Annotated in this window: 18 protein-coding genes; 11 read left to right on the forward strand and 7 right to left on the reverse strand. The window is 75.7% G+C overall.

Annotation, left to right across the window (positions count from 1 at the left end; all coding sequences use genetic code 11):
* The coding region (locus AC0CYZ_RS20970; RefSeq protein ID WP_472218864.1) for a ferredoxin reductase family protein at positions 1 to 1,328 on the reverse strand (1,328 nt) is incomplete at its 3' end.
* Positions 1,329 to 1,554: 226 nt separating this feature from the next.
* On the opposite strand from AC0CYZ_RS20970, the gene AC0CYZ_RS20975 reads away from it, so the two are divergent.
* Positions 1,555 to 2,277, forward strand: a complete 723-nt coding sequence (locus AC0CYZ_RS20975) for a class I SAM-dependent methyltransferase (protein WP_472218866.1) — start codon at positions 1,555 to 1,557, stop codon at positions 2,275 to 2,277.
* Between the two features lie 32 nt (positions 2,278 to 2,309).
* Here the strand turns inward: AC0CYZ_RS20975 and AC0CYZ_RS20980 are convergent, their stop codons facing one another.
* From AC0CYZ_RS20980 to AC0CYZ_RS20990, 3 genes are all read right to left on the reverse strand, one after another.
* The gene (locus AC0CYZ_RS20980; protein WP_472218898.1) at positions 2,310 to 3,242 is read right to left on the reverse strand and encodes a DUF5914 domain-containing protein; all 933 of its coding nucleotides are present in this window, start codon (positions 3,240 to 3,242) and stop codon (positions 2,310 to 2,312) included.
* A 263-nt stretch (positions 3,243 to 3,505) separates the two neighbouring features.
* Entirely contained in the window at positions 3,506 to 4,693 is a 1,188-nt protein-coding gene (locus tag AC0CYZ_RS20985; RefSeq protein WP_472218868.1) for an arginine deiminase, read from the reverse strand.
* 12 nt (positions 4,694 to 4,705) lie between these two features.
* On the reverse strand, positions 4,706 to 5,515 hold the full coding sequence (locus tag AC0CYZ_RS20990; RefSeq protein WP_472218870.1) for a CPBP family intramembrane glutamic endopeptidase: 810 nt from the start codon (positions 5,513 to 5,515) through the stop codon (positions 4,706 to 4,708).
* Positions 5,516 to 5,588: 73 nt separating this feature from the next.
* Between AC0CYZ_RS20990 and AC0CYZ_RS20995 the strand changes: the two genes are divergently transcribed.
* On the forward strand, positions 5,589 to 6,074 hold the full coding sequence (locus AC0CYZ_RS20995) for a hypothetical protein (protein WP_472218872.1): 486 nt from the start codon (positions 5,589 to 5,591) through the stop codon (positions 6,072 to 6,074).
* A 20-nt stretch (positions 6,075 to 6,094) separates the two neighbouring features.
* Positions 6,095 to 6,454, forward strand: coding sequence for a DUF3817 domain-containing protein (locus AC0CYZ_RS21000; RefSeq protein ID WP_472218874.1), 360 nt, complete (start codon positions 6,095 to 6,097; stop codon positions 6,452 to 6,454).
* Here AC0CYZ_RS21000 and AC0CYZ_RS21005 read toward each other — a convergent pair.
* The gene (locus AC0CYZ_RS21005) at positions 6,405 to 7,220 is read right to left on the reverse strand and encodes a DUF2470 domain-containing protein (protein ID WP_472218876.1); all 816 of its coding nucleotides are present in this window, start codon (positions 7,218 to 7,220) and stop codon (positions 6,405 to 6,407) included. The genes AC0CYZ_RS21000 and AC0CYZ_RS21005 overlap by 50 nt on opposite strands.
* Before the next feature lie 124 nt (positions 7,221 to 7,344).
* Here AC0CYZ_RS21005 and AC0CYZ_RS21010 point away from each other — a divergent pair, with 124 nt between their 5' ends.
* From AC0CYZ_RS21010 to AC0CYZ_RS21020, 3 genes are read left to right on the forward strand one after another with little or no spacing between them, the layout of a single operon-like run.
* Positions 7,345 to 8,301: a hypothetical protein gene (locus AC0CYZ_RS21010; RefSeq protein WP_472218878.1), complete on the forward strand. Its 957-nt coding sequence runs from the start codon at positions 7,345 to 7,347 to the stop codon at positions 8,299 to 8,301.
* A 1-nt stretch (position 8,302) separates the two neighbouring features.
* On the forward strand, positions 8,303 to 9,301 hold the full coding sequence (pheA, locus tag AC0CYZ_RS21015; RefSeq protein WP_472218880.1) for a prephenate dehydratase: 999 nt from the start codon (positions 8,303 to 8,305) through the stop codon (positions 9,299 to 9,301).
* A gap of 24 nt (positions 9,302 to 9,325) precedes the next feature.
* Entirely contained in the window at positions 9,326 to 9,973 is a 648-nt protein-coding gene (locus AC0CYZ_RS21020; protein ID WP_472218882.1) for a histidine phosphatase family protein, read from the forward strand.
* Positions 9,974 to 10,025: 52 nt separating this feature from the next.
* Here the strand turns inward: AC0CYZ_RS21020 and AC0CYZ_RS21025 are convergent, their stop codons facing one another.
* Together AC0CYZ_RS21025 and AC0CYZ_RS21030 are read right to left on the reverse strand one after the other, a co-directional pair.
* The gene (locus AC0CYZ_RS21025; protein ID WP_472218884.1) at positions 10,026 to 10,364 is read right to left on the reverse strand and encodes a metallopeptidase family protein; all 339 of its coding nucleotides are present in this window, start codon (positions 10,362 to 10,364) and stop codon (positions 10,026 to 10,028) included.
* A gap of 11 nt (positions 10,365 to 10,375) precedes the next feature.
* On the reverse strand, positions 10,376 to 11,524 hold the full coding sequence (locus AC0CYZ_RS21030; RefSeq protein WP_472218886.1) for a septum formation family protein: 1,149 nt from the start codon (positions 11,522 to 11,524) through the stop codon (positions 10,376 to 10,378).
* Between the two features lie 147 nt (positions 11,525 to 11,671).
* Between AC0CYZ_RS21030 and AC0CYZ_RS21035 the strand changes: the two genes are divergently transcribed.
* From AC0CYZ_RS21035 to AC0CYZ_RS21055, 5 genes are all read left to right on the forward strand, one after another.
* Positions 11,672 to 12,526, forward strand: coding sequence for a hypothetical protein (locus tag AC0CYZ_RS21035; protein ID WP_472218888.1), 855 nt, complete (start codon positions 11,672 to 11,674; stop codon positions 12,524 to 12,526).
* 40 nt (positions 12,527 to 12,566) lie between these two features.
* Entirely contained in the window at positions 12,567 to 13,733 is a 1,167-nt protein-coding gene (locus tag AC0CYZ_RS21040) for a glutathionylspermidine synthase family protein (protein ID WP_472218890.1), read from the forward strand.
* Positions 13,733 to 14,584: an SCO6745 family protein gene (locus AC0CYZ_RS21045; RefSeq protein WP_472218892.1), complete on the forward strand. Its 852-nt coding sequence runs from the start codon at positions 13,733 to 13,735 to the stop codon at positions 14,582 to 14,584. The genes AC0CYZ_RS21040 and AC0CYZ_RS21045 overlap by 1 nt, the downstream gene beginning before the upstream one ends.
* Positions 14,585 to 14,798: 214 nt before the next feature.
* Positions 14,799 to 15,260, forward strand: coding sequence for a DUF350 domain-containing protein (locus tag AC0CYZ_RS21050; RefSeq protein WP_472218894.1), 462 nt, complete (start codon positions 14,799 to 14,801; stop codon positions 15,258 to 15,260).
* 100 nt (positions 15,261 to 15,360) lie between these two features.
* A partial coding sequence (locus AC0CYZ_RS21055; protein WP_472218896.1) for a hypothetical protein occupies positions 15,361 to 15,557 on the forward strand: 197 nt, incomplete at its 3' end.

Raw genomic sequence — 15,557 nt, forward strand, 5'->3', positions numbered from 1 at the left:
TCGGTGGGCCCGGACGTGGTGGGGGAGGTGGAGACGGGGAGCGGGCCCGACCAGCCGAACTGCTCGGTGTGCACCCGGGTGGCGGGCACCGCGAGCTGGTCGAGGGCCGCGAGCGACCCGGCGAGCAGCGAGGGCGGCCCGCACACGAAGTAGTCGAGGTGGTCGCGTTCGGGCGGGCCCGGGACGACGTCGGAGAGCAGCGCGAGGTCCACCCGGCGGCCCGCGGTGCGGAGGACCTCGAGCTCCAGGCGGCGGCTCAGCACGTCGAGCTCGTCGGCGAAGAGCGGCTCGGAGCCGCGCTCGGCGAGCACGAGCCGGTGACGCCGGGTGTCGCCGCGCTCGGCGAGGGTGCGCAGCATGCTCATCATCGGGGTGATCCCGACGCCGCCCGCGATGAGGACCAGGCCGGCGCAGTCGCGGTCCTCGGTGGCGGTGAACGACCCGTGCGGGCCGTCGAGCCACACCTTCTGGCCCTGGCGCAGCGCGGCGACGCGGTGGGAGAAGTCCCCCTGGTCGCGCACCGTCAGCTCCAGCCGACCGGTGACGTTCGCGCTGGAGGCGATGGTGAACGGGTGCTCCTCGGTGCCCACCACGGCGCGCTTGAGCCGCAACCACACGAACTGGCCGGGGTCGAACCGCATGCCGCCGCGGCGCAGGTGCACCGGCGCGAGCACGAGGGTCGACACGCTCGGGCCCTCGCGGCGCACGCCGTAGACGACGTAGGCGCCCTGGCGGGAGAACAGCGGGCGCCACACCCAGCGGTGGGAGAGCACGGCGAGCAGCACCCCGGCCAGCGCGACGAGGCACACCCGCATCACCGGGTCCGCGACGAGGTGGTCCAGCCACAGCACGTGGAGCCCGGCGAGCACGAGGCCGGCGGCGGCGAGCGCGACGTGCAGCCGGGCCCAGAGCTCGTAGCGGGCCCCCGGGCGACGCCCGCCCGCGGCGACCCCGCCGACGAGCAGCAGCGAGACCAGCGAGCCCCATCCGACCTTCGCGCTGGCGCGGGCCGTGAACACGTCGAGCAGCGCGGGGTGGTTCGTCAGCGCGACGACGGCGTGCAGGACGACGGCGCCGAGCGCGAGCATGCCGAGCCAGCGGTGCAGGCCCATGACGCGGTCGACGCCGAACGCGCGCGTCAGCGTGCGGATGCGGGAGGGGACGACGACCACGACCACCAGGGCGCCGAGGCCCAGGACGCCCAGCCCCACCGAGAGCATCGACCCGATGCGGGTGGAGCCCCCCCGCCAGGCCGACATCGCGAAGGGCACCACGGTCATCGCGACCAGGGCACCGGCCCACGCCGTCGTCGTCATCCGTCTGCGCACGGCCGGGAACGCTAGGACCGTGACCTGTTCGTGACCGGCGAGTCTGAGAGCCCACGCCCGCCGACCGCGCCGAAGGCCCGTCGGCGGGCGACGAGGGACGGCGTTGATGCTCCGATCGGACCTGCCGGTGATCCTTGTGCGGGAGTGGGCTCTCAGCTTCGGCCCGTCGTCGGGAGGGAGTGGCCCGTTGGGCCGTCCGGCCGCACACCGGGCAGGATGGCGGCTCGTGACCTTCGACCGAGTGCGCGAGGCCGCCGTGGTGCCGTCCGCGTTCGACCAGGACGCGTCCTCCTACGACCGGCTCGTCGGGGCGAACCCCGGCTACTTCGACCACCTGCGCCGCTCGGCGGCCCGGCTCGGGCTGCCCGGCCGGGGCGCGGGCCTGCGGCTGCTCGACGTCGGCTGCGGCACGGGGCTCTCGACGGCCGCGCTGCTCGAGACCTACCCGGAGGCGGAGATCGTCGCGGTCGACGCCTCGGCGGAGATGCTCGCGCAGGCCCGGGCCAAGATCTGGCCCGCCAACGTCCGGTTCGTGCACTCGCGGGCCGAGGAGCTCGCCGCGCACGGGGTGGCCGGGCCCTTCGACGGGATCCTCGCGGCCTACCTGCTGCGCAACCTGCCCGACGTCGACGCGGGTGTCGCGGACCTGCGCGACCTGCTCGCGCCGGGCGCGCCGCTGGCCGTCCACGAGTACTCGGTCGCGGACTCGGGGGCCGCGAAGGCGGTGTGGACGGCGGTGTGCTGGGCGATCGTCATCCCGCTGGGGTGGCGGGTCACCGGCGACGCGTCGCTCTACCGCTACCTGTGGCGCAGCGTGCTCGCCTTCGACGGCGTGGTGCGGCTCCAGCAGCGGCTGCGCTCGGCGGGGCTGGAGGCCGTCCGCGTCGAGCCGATGGACGGGTGGCAGCGGGGGATCGTGCACACCCTCGTGGGACTGCGTCCCATGTGAACGATCGTCGTCGCCCTGGCGACCACGAGCGTTCACATGCGCCGGCGGCGCACCTCGTAGGTCCGCTCGGCGTACTCGATGTCGTCGACCCACAGCCGGCGCGCCGCCCACTCCATCAGCGGGCGGACGACCCGCTGGACGCGCCGGGCGTGGACGAACCCCTCCCGCTCGGAGTGCGCGACGACGGCCTCGGTGACCTGCGTGCGCGCGCGGCCGTCGGGGTGCGGGGCGAGCGGGGTCGCGTGGGTCTCGACGACGCTGCCCGCCCCCTCGCCCGCCGTGATGTGCATGACGACGGTGCGGGGGTCCGGGCAGGTGAAGCGGGCCTCGACCGGGATGCCGAGGTTCTTCGTCACCCGGAACGCGACGTGCAGGTCGAAGTGGTCCTCGGCGGTCGTCGCCGTGCGGGCCGGCGCCGAGTCGACGCGCAGGTCGGCGAACGAGTGCGGGTGGAACCACGCGCCGTGCCAGGGGTCGAGGCGGTTCGCGACGACGTCGTCGGGCTCGCAGGTGCCGACCATCGTCGCCACCGCGACGAGGCTGGCCTCGTGCGGCGGGCGGACCGGCAGGATCGGGGCCGCGGTGGGTTCCTCGCCGCCGACGGCGTCGAGCCGCACCCACACCAGCACGCCGTCGTCGTGGGCGGGCAGGGTCCGCCACCCGGCGCGGCCCGACGGGCCGAGCGCGAGGCCGTGCCAGCGGCAGATGAGCTCGCACCCGGACTGGGTGGCCGTCGACATGGCCGCGCCCAGGTGCGGGCAGGCACCCGGTCCGGCGTAGAGCTCCCCGGACGGCGCGCGCCACAGGACCAGCTCGACGCCGGCGACGGTCGTGCCGAACGGGGTCCCGGCGCGCACGTCGCGGGAGGCGCCGACGACGAACCAGTTCCCTGACGGCCGGGCCTGCGCGCGTTCGAGCGCGGCGTGGATGATGCCCGGCTTCGCGTCGCGCCAGGTCGGCTCCATCGCCTCCCAGCGTTCGCCGGACAGCCGGCGCAGCGGGTTGGCGGGGGCCCCCGGCCGCGGACCGCTCTCGGGGCGCTTCCTGAGCACGAAACGGACGCTAGGGGCAGACCCGTGTGGCCGCAGTGGTGGGCCGCGTGCTGTGGCCGGACGCACGCCTGGCTGCGCCGAACGTGGGGTCGGTGTGCTCGGACAGGTGGCGTGCCCGGTGCCAGCGCCGCGTCGACGCGTGCGCCCAGTGGCAGGAACGCCCCGTCGTCGCCGGCCTACGACGGCAGATCGCGCTCCCACGGACACGACAGGCACCGCGGCCCGCCGCGCCCCGAGCCCAGCTCGAAGCCCTCGATGGTCACGACCTCGATCCCCGCGTCGCGCAACCGCCCGTTCGTCGCCGTGTTCCGCTCGTAGGCCACGACTCGGCCCGGGGCGAGCGCGAGGGTGTTGTTGCCGTCGTCCCACTGCTCGCGCTCCGCGGCCACGCCGGCCGGGCCGGTGTCGACCGCGCGGAGCTCCTCGATCCCCATCGCGCGGGCGGCGGCGGGCCGGAACGGCTCCGGACCGACGATGTGCAGCCCGGGCGTGATCGTCCAGGCCTGCAGGGCGTCGAGGACCTCGGGGAAGACCACCATCGTGTCGACGTCGACCATCGTCGCGACGGTGTCGAGGTGCATCGTCGCGCGCCGCTGCGTGATCGGGACGGCGAGCACGGTGTGGGCGAGCCCGGCCTCGAACATGGCGCGGGCGAAGGACTCGGCGCCGGCCGGGCTCGTGCGCTCCCCGACCCCGACGGCGAGCACCCCCGGCGCGAGCAGCAGCACGTCGCCGCCCTCGACGGCGGAGGTGTCGCGGGGCTCGGTGTGCGGCACGCCGCCCAGCTCCGGGTGGCCGCGGTGTGCGAGCGCGACGAGGGCCGCCTCCCGCCGCCGCGCCGGCATCCCCATCGCGGCGGCCACCACGCGGTCGCCGACCCGCATCGACGAGTCGCGGGTGAACATCAGGTTGGGCAGCGGGTCGATCGCGAACTCGTCGGGGCCGTGCATGCGCCGGACCAGGGAGTTCTGCCCGTCGCCGAGCTCGCGGAAGGTGAGCCCGCCGACGAGGGCGTCCCCGAGGTCGTCGCGACCCATCGTCGCCAGCTCGGCGCGCACCGCCGCCGCGAGCTCCCGGCCGAGGACCCGCTCGTCGACGGCGTCGTCGATGCCGCGGGTGCGGGCGTCGGCGTCGTCGAGGGCGGTCCGCAGGAGATCGGCGAGGAGCAGGACGCGCACCCCGTGGCGCTCCAGGGTGGCGGCGAAGCGGTCGTGCTCGAGCTGCGCGCGCTCCACCCACGGGATGCCGTCGAAGAGCAGCCGGTCGGCGTTGCGGGGGGTGAGCCGCTCGAGCTCCGGGCCCGGGCGGTGCAGGACGACGGTCCGCAACGGGCCGACCTCGGTGTCCACGCGGGGCGGGGTCATGGTCACCAGACCCTACGAGTGCGGGAGGAACGACACCTTGCCGACCAGCAGCGCAGAGCCCACGAACGCCACGACGTCGATCAGCGCGTGCGCGCCCACCTGCGGCCACAGGCGCCCGGTCCGCTGCCAGTAGCGACCGAACACCAGGCCCATGACGACGTTGCCGAGCCCGCCGCCGAAGCCCTGGTAGAGGTGGTACGACCCGCGCAGCAGGGCCGACACGGCCAGCGACCGGTTCTCCGAGAGCCCGAGCCGGCGCAGCGTCGAGAGCAGCCACCCCACGACGAGCACCTCCTCGGCCCACGCGTTGGCCAGCGCCGAGACCACCAGGACCGGCACCCGCCACCAGTGGTCGTCGAGCAGCGAGGGCACCACCGTGAGGTTGATCCCGAGCGCGCGGGTGAGCAGGTAGAAGCCCAGCCCCGGGATGCCGATCACCGCCGCCAGGCCGAGGCCGGCCAGCGCGTCCCGTCCCGGACGCGTGCCGTCGAGGCCCACCGCGCGCGGCCCGGACCCGGCCCGCACCAGCAGGTAGAGCCCCAGAGCGCCCCACGCCACCAGCTGCAGGGACGAGGCGAGCTGCGCCGCGAGGTCCACCCACGCGTCGGTGGCGAGCGGCCGGTCGATCGACACCTGCCGGGAGGCGAGCGGCGCGGGCGCGGCGAGGGAGTCCAGCAGCGAGATCAGCGACCGCAGCCCCGACAGCCCGAGGGTCACGGTGGCGACGACGAGGATCTCGGTCAGGAGCAGGCGGCGCTCGCGCCCGTCCACCTCCACGACCGCGGGACCCGGCGGGGCGAGCCAGTCACGGAGGAGGCTCATCGGCACGCACCCTAGGGCGGCGGCCGCCGCGACGCTTCGGCCACGTTCACACCGCGTCGGTAACCTCGGAGGTGTGGGACGTGTCCTCCGTGTGCTCGCCACCCCCCGGTGGGTCGGCTGGACGCTGCTCGCGGTCGTCGCGGTGATCGTCTGCGGGGGGATGGCCTACTGGCAGCTCATCCGCGCGGAGTCCCCCACCGGCTCGGTGCTCAACGCCGGGTACGCCCTGCAGTGGCCGCTGTTCGGCGTCTTCTTCGCGGCGCTGTGGTGGAAGATGCTGCACGCCGAGGCGCACCAGCTGGCGGTCCTGCGCGGCGAGCTCCCCGACGACGACGCGGCGCCCCCCGACGAGCCGGGTGCGGCCGACGGCGGCCCGGCGCGCGTCCCCACGCCGGAGCGGGCGCCCGTCGTCGAGACCCTGGACACCCCGTTCACCCCGCGTCCGGCCGGGGTCCGCCCCGGCGACGGGCAGGGCGCGCCCCTGCGCGGGCGGGCCCGCACCGACTACAACGCCATGCTCGCCGCGCTCGCCCGGTCGGACACCGACGAGCCCCGCTGACCCGCCCGAGGAGCTCCCGCGTGACCGCACCGACCCCGACGACGACGCTGACCCCGAAGGTCGTCGCCGCGATGAAGCGCTACCGCGTCATGGCGTGGGTCGTGGGCACCGGCCTGCTCGTGCTCGTCCTGGTCGCGATGCCGCTGAAGTACTTCGCCGACGCCCCGCTGCTCGTGGCGATCGTCGGGCCGATCCACGGGTTCCTCTACATGGGCTACCTGGCGCTCACCGCCGACCTCGCCGTGAAGAGCCGCTGGCCGGTGGTGCGCCTGCTGCTGGTGGCGCTCGCGGGCACGATCCCCTTCGTCTCGTTCGTGGCCGAGCGGAAGGTCACCGCCCCGCTGCGCGACGGTGCACCGCGCCCGTCGCCGCAGGACTGACCTCCGCGAGCCGGCGCACCTCGGCGCCGAGCATCCGGGAGCAGGCCACCGGCGCGGCGAACGCGAGGCGGACGTCGTGGTCGCCCCGGTCGGTCTCGACCCGCAGGCGCAGCCCGAGCCGGTCGACGGCCAGCGGGTGCAGCGTCGCCCCCGGGTGGCGCAGGCTCGGCGGGAGGTGCCGGGCGAGCCCGGTCAGCAGCGAGCCGTGCGCCCGGGCGAGGTGCGCGAGCCACTCGTCCCCGGAGGTCACCAGCGGGTCGTGCGGCGCGGCCGCGACCTGCGCCGGGGTGAAGGTGCCGGTGCCCTCGGCGTCGGAGAGCACCACGGAACCCGGATCCATGCGCAGCAGCACGTCCGAGTGCCCGACGTCGAGCAGCCGCTCGTCCGTGGCCTCGGCCGCGATCCGCAGCGCCGCGCGGCGGGCGACCCGCGCGGGCAGCAGGCGCACGCGCCCGGCGATCCAGACCAGGCCGCGGACCGGCTGACGCACCGGCAGCGGCGTCGAGTCGGTGAGCTCGAGCATCGCGGGCACGTACTCGTGGACGCGGGTGAGCGCCACGAGCGGGTGGTCGGCGGGGAACTGGAGCGTGGCCGCCCCGGAGGCCGGCACGTGGTGCAGGACCGGGACGACCCGGCCGCCGTCGCCCGCGCCCGCCCCGGCGTGGGGATCGACGAGCAGCGTGGCACCGCCCGCGCGGAGCACGGTGGCCCGCGCCCGCTCGACCGGACTGGGGACGGGCGGCTGGTGCGGGCAGCTCCTGGCCATCGGGCGCCTCCGGGTGCGTTGGTTAGGTGAGCCTAACCGAAGAAGCAGGCGGGGAAGCAAGTCCCGACGACGGGGTCGACGCCCGGTGGCCGGACCGCGGCGCCCCGACCGCTACCGTGCCCTCGTGTCCACCGTCCCCCAGGCCGGTGGGGCACCGGTCGACGGTGTGCCCCCGCTCCTCGCGCGCATCCTCGACGACGCCGCACTCGTCTCGCCCGGCCCGCGCCCGGTGATGACCGACGTCCTCGACGCCTACCTGGACGTCCGCGCGGGCGAGTACGGCGGCCTGCTGGGCGCGCTCGTCGTGCCCGTCTCCCGCCTGCAGGAGTTCGTCGCCGTCCTGGTGAAGCGCCGGCCCGCCGCCCCGGTCCCGATCACGCTGTCGGTCGACACCGGCCTCGGCGGCGTGCCGAAGGCGCTGTCGCTGACGACGTCGCGCTCCGCCCTGCTCACCACCGGCACCGTCGAGATGCCCGCGCCGCACGACGTCGACTCGGTCTGGCTCGAGCGGGTCACCGAGTTCGTCCCCGACGACGTCGTCGCGGTGGTCGAGCCGCGGCGCCCGGACGCCGACGGGTCCGACGACTGGATCGCGGGCGTGCGCCGCGTCGTCGGCCACGGGTGCCGGCCGAAGCTGCGCTGCGGCGGCGACCGCGCGGGTGTCTTCCCCGGCGTCACCGACGTCTCCCGCTTCCTCGCCGTGGTCGCCGCGTCGGGACGCTCGTTCACCGCGAGCATCGGGCTGCAGGGCGCGGCACGGCACGTCGACCCCGCGACCGGGTTCGACCACCACGGGTGGCTCAACCTCATGGTCGCGGTGGCCCGGGCGCTGCGCGCGGTGCCGCCGGCGGCCGCGGGCGGACCGGAGGACGGCGGCGTCGGTGAGGACCTCGACGCGCCCGCCGAGCTCGTCGAGGCCGTGCGCGGTGCGCTGGACACCACCGACGCCGACGCGCTGGCCGCCGAGGTGGCCGAGGTCGACGACCGGACGGCCGCGCGGGTCCGCGCGCACCTGTCGTCGCTGGGGTCCACGGCCCCCGCCGACCAGGGCGCCGAGATGGCCCGCCTGGGCCTGGTCTGACGTGGGCGGTCCCGGCGACCCCGGCCCCGAGGTCGCGTTCCTCGGCCCGCACGGCACCTTCTGCGAGCAGGCGCTGCTCACGCTCGTCGAGGCGCCGGGCTCGGCGTTCGCCGGGGCGCGGCTGCGTCCCGCGGCGAGCACCACGGCGGCACTGGACCTGCTGCGGGCCGGGGAGGTCGGGCTCGCGTGCGTGCCGATCGAGAATTCCGTGGAGGGCGCGGTCCCCGCGACCATGGACGGGCTCGTCGAGTCCCCGCCCGTCGTCGTGGTCCGCGAGATCCTGCTCCCGGTGCGATTCGCGGTGCTCGTCCGGCCCGGGACCACCGCGGCCGACGTGCGCACCGTCGCCTCGCACCCCCACGGCGAGGCCCAGACCCGTCGCTGGCTCGCCACGCACCTGCCCGGCGCGGAGGTCCGGATGACGCCCTCGACCTCGGCCGCCGCGGCCGCCGTCGCGGACGGGCAGGTCGACGCCGCGGTGTGCGCGCCGGTGGCGGCCGGCCACTACGGGCTCGAGGCGCTCGCGCAGGGGGTGCACGACACCGGCGACGCGGTGACCCGCTTCGTCGTCGTCGCCCCGGCCGGGGTCCGGCTCCCCGCCCCGACCGGGCGCGACCGCACCTCGATCGCGGCGACCACCGTGAACGAGCCCGGCTCGCTGCTGGCGATCCTCACCGAGCTCGCGATCCGCGGGGTCGACCTGACCCGCATCGAGTCGCGCCCGTCGAAGGAGCGGCTCGGCACCTACTGGTTCTTCCTCGACGGCGCGGGCCACGTCGCCGAGCCCGCGATGGGCGAGGCGCTCGCGGCGCTGCACCGGCGCTGCACCGATCTGCGCTTCCTCGGGTCCTACCCGCGCGCGACCGTGCCGGCCGGCTCCACGGCGTCGTCGCCGCCGGTCGCGGCCCCGGTGAAGGGACAGGAGAGCGCGGACTACGACGCGGCCGCGCGGTGGCTCACCACACTGCGCGCGGTCCCCGGCGAGGCCCTCCCGAGCTGAGCGCTCCGTGGTACGGATGGAACCGTGTTGCGTCTCGTGCTCGCCCGCCACGGCCAGACCCCGGCGAACGTCGAGCGGATCCTGGACACCGTGCTGCCCGGTCCGGGGCTCACCGACCTCGGCCGGCTGCAGGCCGAGGCGCTCGGCAAGGAGCTCGTCGCCGACCCGCGGGGCCCGGTGACCGCGCTCGTCAGCTCCCCCGCGCGGCGCGCTCGCGAGACCGCGGGCCTGGTCGCACCCGCCGTCGGGCTGACCCCGGGCGTCGTGGAGGGCACCCACGAGGTGCAGGTGGGCGACCTCGAGGGCCGCAACGACGACGACTCCATCGCCCGCTTCCGCGCGACCTACGACGCCTGGCGCGAGGGCGACGTCGCCGCGCGGATGCCCGGCGGCGAATCGGGCCGCGACGTGCTCGACCGCTACCTGCCCGCCCTCGAGGGACTGCGCGCCGAGCACCCCGACGGCACGGTCGTGCTGATCAGCCACGGCGCGGTGCTGCGGCTCGTCGCGCACGCGCTGGTCGGTGGGATCCCCGAACTCGGGTCCGACGACCACGTCGACAACTGCGGGCGCATCGTCCTCGGCGCGGACCACGCCGGGTGGTCCCTCGAGGCGTGGCGCCGGGAGGCCCCCGGCGGGCTGGCCTCGACCCGCGACGCCACCGGGGGCTAGCGCCCATGTGAACGGAATCCGTCGTCAGGGCGACGACATCCGTTCACCTGGGCTACGCCCAGCCCAGCCGGTGCAGCGTGGCGTCGTCGATCCCGAAGTGGTGCGCGATCTCGTGGACCACGGTGACCGCGACCTCGTCGCGCAGCTCGTCCTCGTCGGCGCACATCTCCACCAGCGCGTCGCGGTAGAGGGTGATCCGGTCGGGGAGGACGCCGCCGTAGTCGCTGGTCCGGTCGGTGAGCGCGACGCCCTCGTAGAGCCCCAGAAGCTCCGGGTCCTCGGGGTGGCGCGGCTCCACGAGCACGACGACGTTGTCCATCGCGCGCAGGAACTCGGCGGGCAGCTCGTCGAGGGCCTCCCCGACGAGCTCGGCGAACCGGTCCGGGTCCACCGCCGCGGGGGTCAGTTGCCCCCGCCACCGAGCAGCGGCGGGAGCTTCGGCAGCAGGCCGGGCGGCGGCGCGGTGGGCGGCGCGGTCGTGGTGGCCTGCTCGGGCGCGGGGGCCGTCGTCGGTGCGGCGGCCGGGGTGGACGGTTCGACGGCGGGCGCCCCGGGCGGGGGCAGCGGGTCCGGCGTGGCCGGCGCGGCGCCGCCGATCTTCACGCCGTCCTTGACCGCCCCGGTCAGCGGCGCGAACCCGGAGTTGTCCGCGAGCAGCGACCCCATGTTGCAGCTGACCCGGCGGGTCCCCGCGTCCCACGAGGCCTGGCTGACGTTCGTCCAGTAGACGGTGAGCTTGGACGCGGTGAGCTGCTGCGCGCCGACCTCGTCCTGGGCGACCTTCGTGCAGGCGGGCTGCAGGAAGTCGTCCTGGTCGTCCACCGAGGGCAGGCCGGCGGTGAACTTCGCGCCGAGGTCGACGGTCCCGGCCACCTCGGCGGCATGGGTCTTGGCGCACGAGGACACCGGGTCGGACACGTCCTTGCCGGAGAGCCCGAGGCAGGTGCCGGGGGCGAACACCACGGCCTGGTCGGCGTCGGCGACCTTGCCGGTCGAGGAGAACAGGGCCCCGGTGACGCCGGGGGCCTGCAGGCCGCAGCGCACGGTGCGGTCGCCGTTGCCCCACGCCGTGGCGGTCGGCTTGAGGGCCCCGACCTTGTACCGCCCCGACGGGTCGAGCGGCTTGCCCAGGTAGCGCGCCACCAGCGGGGTGCACGTGTCGGCCACGACCTTCTGCCACGCGGCGTCGGCCGGGAACGGCGCGCCGTCGGGGAGGTCGACGTCGATCGGGCCCGCGGTCTCGAACAGGTGCGACGTCGCGCAGTCGACCCCCCGCACGTCGCCGCCGTCGGAGCGCTGCCAGGTCAGACACGTGCCGGGGGCCGACGGCACCCGGGACCGGTCGGTCTCCGGACCGCTGCTCGAGCCGCCGAGGATGCCGGGGCCCGCCCCGGACTCGTCGCCGGCCAGCCCCAGGAAACCCAGGCCGTTGCCGGTCGCCGCGAACGCGCTGGCGGCGAGGAGCATGATCAGGGCACCGGCGAGCACGCCGATGACTCCCCGGCGCGCGACCAACCGCCGGGCGGCGTGACCGTCCGCGTCGTCCGCCACCCGGTCGTCGTGACCCCGCCCCGAGGACGGACGTTCCCGTAGGACCATGGTCCTGACATCATGCCGCGTGCCGGGTTCGTCTCATCGAGGGGGGATCCCGGGCGCATCCTGGAGGGTGTGGGCAGCGGTGGGTGGAGGGGACAGGACATGAGCGAGGACCCGGGAGGCGCGTCGCGGGGTCGCCACGCGTCCGGCGGTGGTGAGGCCGCGGACTACGCGCCCACTCCGCCGTCGGGCACCCCGACCCCCGGCGAACCGGGTCCCACCGGGTCCACGCCCACCGGCTCCACGCCCACCGTGGCGACGGACCAGCCCTGGTGGAACGCCGACGCGGGGACGTCGGGCGACCCCGCGGGCGGCGCGGGCGACACCGCCGGCGCGGCCGCCGGCGCGTCCGGTGAGGAGTCCCGGCGCGGACGGGTCCGCTACCAGGACCCGGACACCACCACCCCGCGCGAACCCACCCTGGCCGAGCAGCGGGCGCGCCGGGAGGCCGAGCGCCGCCGCAAGGCACAGGAGGAGGCCGCGGCGGCCGCGGAGCAGCGCAAGTCGAAGATCCGCAAGCGGGTGCTCATCGGGGGCGGGGTCGCCGTCGGGGTGGTCGCGGTCGTCGCGATCGCCTACGCGGCCTCGTCGGGCGGCGACGAGGTCTCGGCCCAGTGCACCGACCAGAACGGCGTGGTCGTCGACGACAGCAACTGCTCGGGCACGCCGAGCAACGGGTACTACGGCGGCGGCTTCGTCCCGATCTTCCTCGGCGGCTTCGGCAACCAGTACCACTACAACTACGGCTCGAACTCGCCCGTCGGCACGGTCGCGCGCGGCGGCTCGGTCACCGCGCCGCCCGCCGGGACGAGCGTCCGCAGCGGGACCACGGGCAGCAGCCTGGGCTCCACCTCCTCCAACGGCACGGTGAGCCGGGGCGGGCTCGGGGTGTCCGGGAGCTCGTCGGGGTCGGGGTCCAAGGGCTCGTCGGGCTCGGGCTCGTCGTCGGGCAGCTGAGCCGCCCCACCAGCCGTCACATCACCGGAAGGGACGCGCGTTGCGTCGCGAGAGGTCGACCCCCCGCCCCGACTGGCGCCGGAAGATCGAGGAGCAGGGCCTCGTGTTCGGCACCCCGGCCACCGGCCAGGACGGCGCCCGGCCCTACTGGGACGAGTCGGTGCACTACGTCTTCGACATGGCCGAGATCCTCTCGCTGGAGGCCGACGTCGAGCTCCTGCACTCGATGTGCCTGGAGGCCGTCGACCACGTCGTGACCACCGAGCGGTTCCGCGACTTCGCGCTGCCCGAGTGGAGCTGGGAGCAGGTCGCGAACTCCTGGAAGCGCCACGACCCGCACCTCTACGGCCGCTTCGACCTGCGCTACGACGGCTCCGGGCCGGCGAAGCTGCTCGAGTACAACGCGGACACCCCGACCACGCTGCTCGAGGCGAGCATCTGCCAGTGGTACTGGCTCAAGGACGTCTTCGGCGACCAGGACCAGTGGAACTCCCTCCACGAGAAGCTGGTCGCGCGGTGGACGGCGATCGGCGCCGACCTGCCCCGGAACGAGGTGCACTTCGCCTGGTCGCAGGCCGAGACGACCGGCGAGGACCACGTCACCACGGCCTACCTGCAGGAGACCGCCGCGGAGGCCGGGCTGGACACCGTCGGGCTCGCGATCGAGCAGATCGGCTGGGACTCGGCCCTCGACCGGTTCGTCGACCTCGAGGAGGCCCCGATGAGCTGCGTCGCCAAGCTCTATCCCTGGGAATGGATCCTCGGCGACGACTTCGGCAAGCACGTGACCCGCAGCCTCCCGGAGACGCTGTGGATCGAGCCGCTGTGGAAGACGTTGCTGTCGAACAAGGCGATCCTCGCGGTGCTCTGGGAGATGTACCCCGGCCACCCGAACCTGCTGCCCGCGAGCCTGGGCGACCCCGGGCTGCTCACCGAGTACGTCCGCAAGCCGCTGCTCGGCCGTGAGGGCGCGAACGTCCAGATCGTCGCCGGCGCGGGGGAGCCCGTCGTCGAGACCGGCGGGGTCTACGGCGAGGAGGGCTACGTCTACCAGCTCTTCGACCCGCTGCCCGAGTTCGACGGGTACCGGCCCGCGCTGGGCGCCTGGATCGTCGGCGACGAGGCGGCCGGGCTCGGCATCCGGGAGACGGCGGGACTGGTCACCGACAACGGTGCGGCCTTCGTGCCCCACCGCATCCCGGACTGATGCCCGCGCCCGCCCGCCGGTTGTGGGTGCTCTACGAGCCGGTGCACGCGCTGACCTACTTCGCCCCGGCGGCGCTCGCCGCGGCGGCGGAGCTCGGCGCCTCCTTCTGGGCCCGCTACGTCGCGCAGCGCGCCGCTCCCCTGGGCGACGTCCCGACGGCCGTGGTGGTCGCCGCCTTCGGCGGCTTCGCCCCGGACCGGATCGCCGACGCCCGCGCCGGGATCGCGCCCGACGCCACCCCCACCCGGGCGCTCGCGGTGCGGCTGGCCGGCGTCGACGCCGCCTTCGGGGACCTCGCCGGGCTCCCCGACGCGGCCGTGGTCGCCGAGGCGGCCGAGCTCGCGTGGGAGGCCGCCCGGGCCTGCGACGACGCCGGGCGCGTGCTCGGTGCCGCGAACCGCGCGCTGCCGCGGCCCGACGCGCCGCACCTGGCGCTGTGGCAGGCCACGACGACGCTGCGCGAGCACCGCGGGGACTCCCACCTCGCCGCGCTCGCGGTGCACGGGCTCGGGTCCGTCGCCTCCCACGTGGTCAAGGTGGCCGCCGGCGAGTCGCCCGGGCGGGACCTGCGGCTCGGGCGCCGGGTCCCGGACGCCACGTGGTCGGCCGAGATCGCCCGGCTCGTCGAGCGGGGGCTCGTGACAGGCCCCGACGACGAGCCCGCGCTCACCGCCGAGGGGGCGGCGCTGCACGCGGCCGTCGAGGACGCGACCGACCGCGCGGCGGCCGGGCCGTGGGAGGCGCTGGGCCCGGAGCGGACCGAGCGGCTCGCGACGCTGCTGGAGCCGGTCGCCGCGGCGGCGCGGACGGTCGTCCCGGAGTTCAACCCGATCGGGCTCCCGCGCCCCTGATCCGCCGGCCCGCCCCCGACTGCAGCAACGGCACGTTCCTGACGTCCGACGCCAGGACGGCGCCGTTCGCTCACCGACCGCGGCGGTTCCCCCGACGGGTGGACGGCGCCGTTCGCGCGCCCGATGCCAGGAACGTGCCGTTGCTGCCACGGGGGCCGAGGGTGCCGCGCACGACGGGCCCCGGCCGCTACTCTGCGGCGTCGCTTTCGTCCTGATGGACCCGCGCGGAGGCCCTGAGTTGCTCACCCCGGACTTCTTCCCGACCCTCTTCGGCAACATCGGCCTGATCGCGCTGTACGCGGTCATCGGCGCGGTGCTCATGTACGCCGGCTACTTCGCGATCGACCTGACAACGCCGGGCGACCTGCGCGGGCTGGTGCGCGAGGGCCGGCCGAACGCGGTCGTCGTCTCCGCCTCGGGGCTCGTCTCGATGGCGTTGATCGTGGTCGTCGCGATCTACATCTCCGGTGGCGGCCTGGTCGCCGGCGTCATCAACACCCTGGTCTACGGGCTGGTGGGGATCGTCGCCCAGGTCCTCGTCGTGCGCGGCCTCGAGGCGGTCTCGCGGCTGGACGTGGGCGCCTGCCTGCACGACGAGTACTACACGCCGGTGTCGGCGATGATCGCCGGCATGCACCTCGCCCTGGGCCTCGTCGTGGCGGTCGCGATCGTCTGAGCGGCACCGTCGGCCCCGGAGAGGGTGTCGCGGTCAGGTCTTCGCAGGTCGTTCCCTAGGCTCTCGCCGAGCGGCAGGAGGACCGCTGCGAGGAGGAGCGATGACCGTGGGGACGACCCTCGGCTCACCGACGGTGCCCGACGCGGACGCGGACGGCGCCCCGTCGTCCGGCCGGATCGGGCACGTCGGTGCCCGGCCCCGGCTGCTCGTGGCCCTCGGCGCCCTCGCCGTCCTGCTCGCCGTCGGTGCCGCGCTCGCGCCCGTCGTCGTCTCCACCCCGACGGTCGTGTGGCCCCA

Source organism: Actinomycetospora sp. (assembly GCF_055612215.1).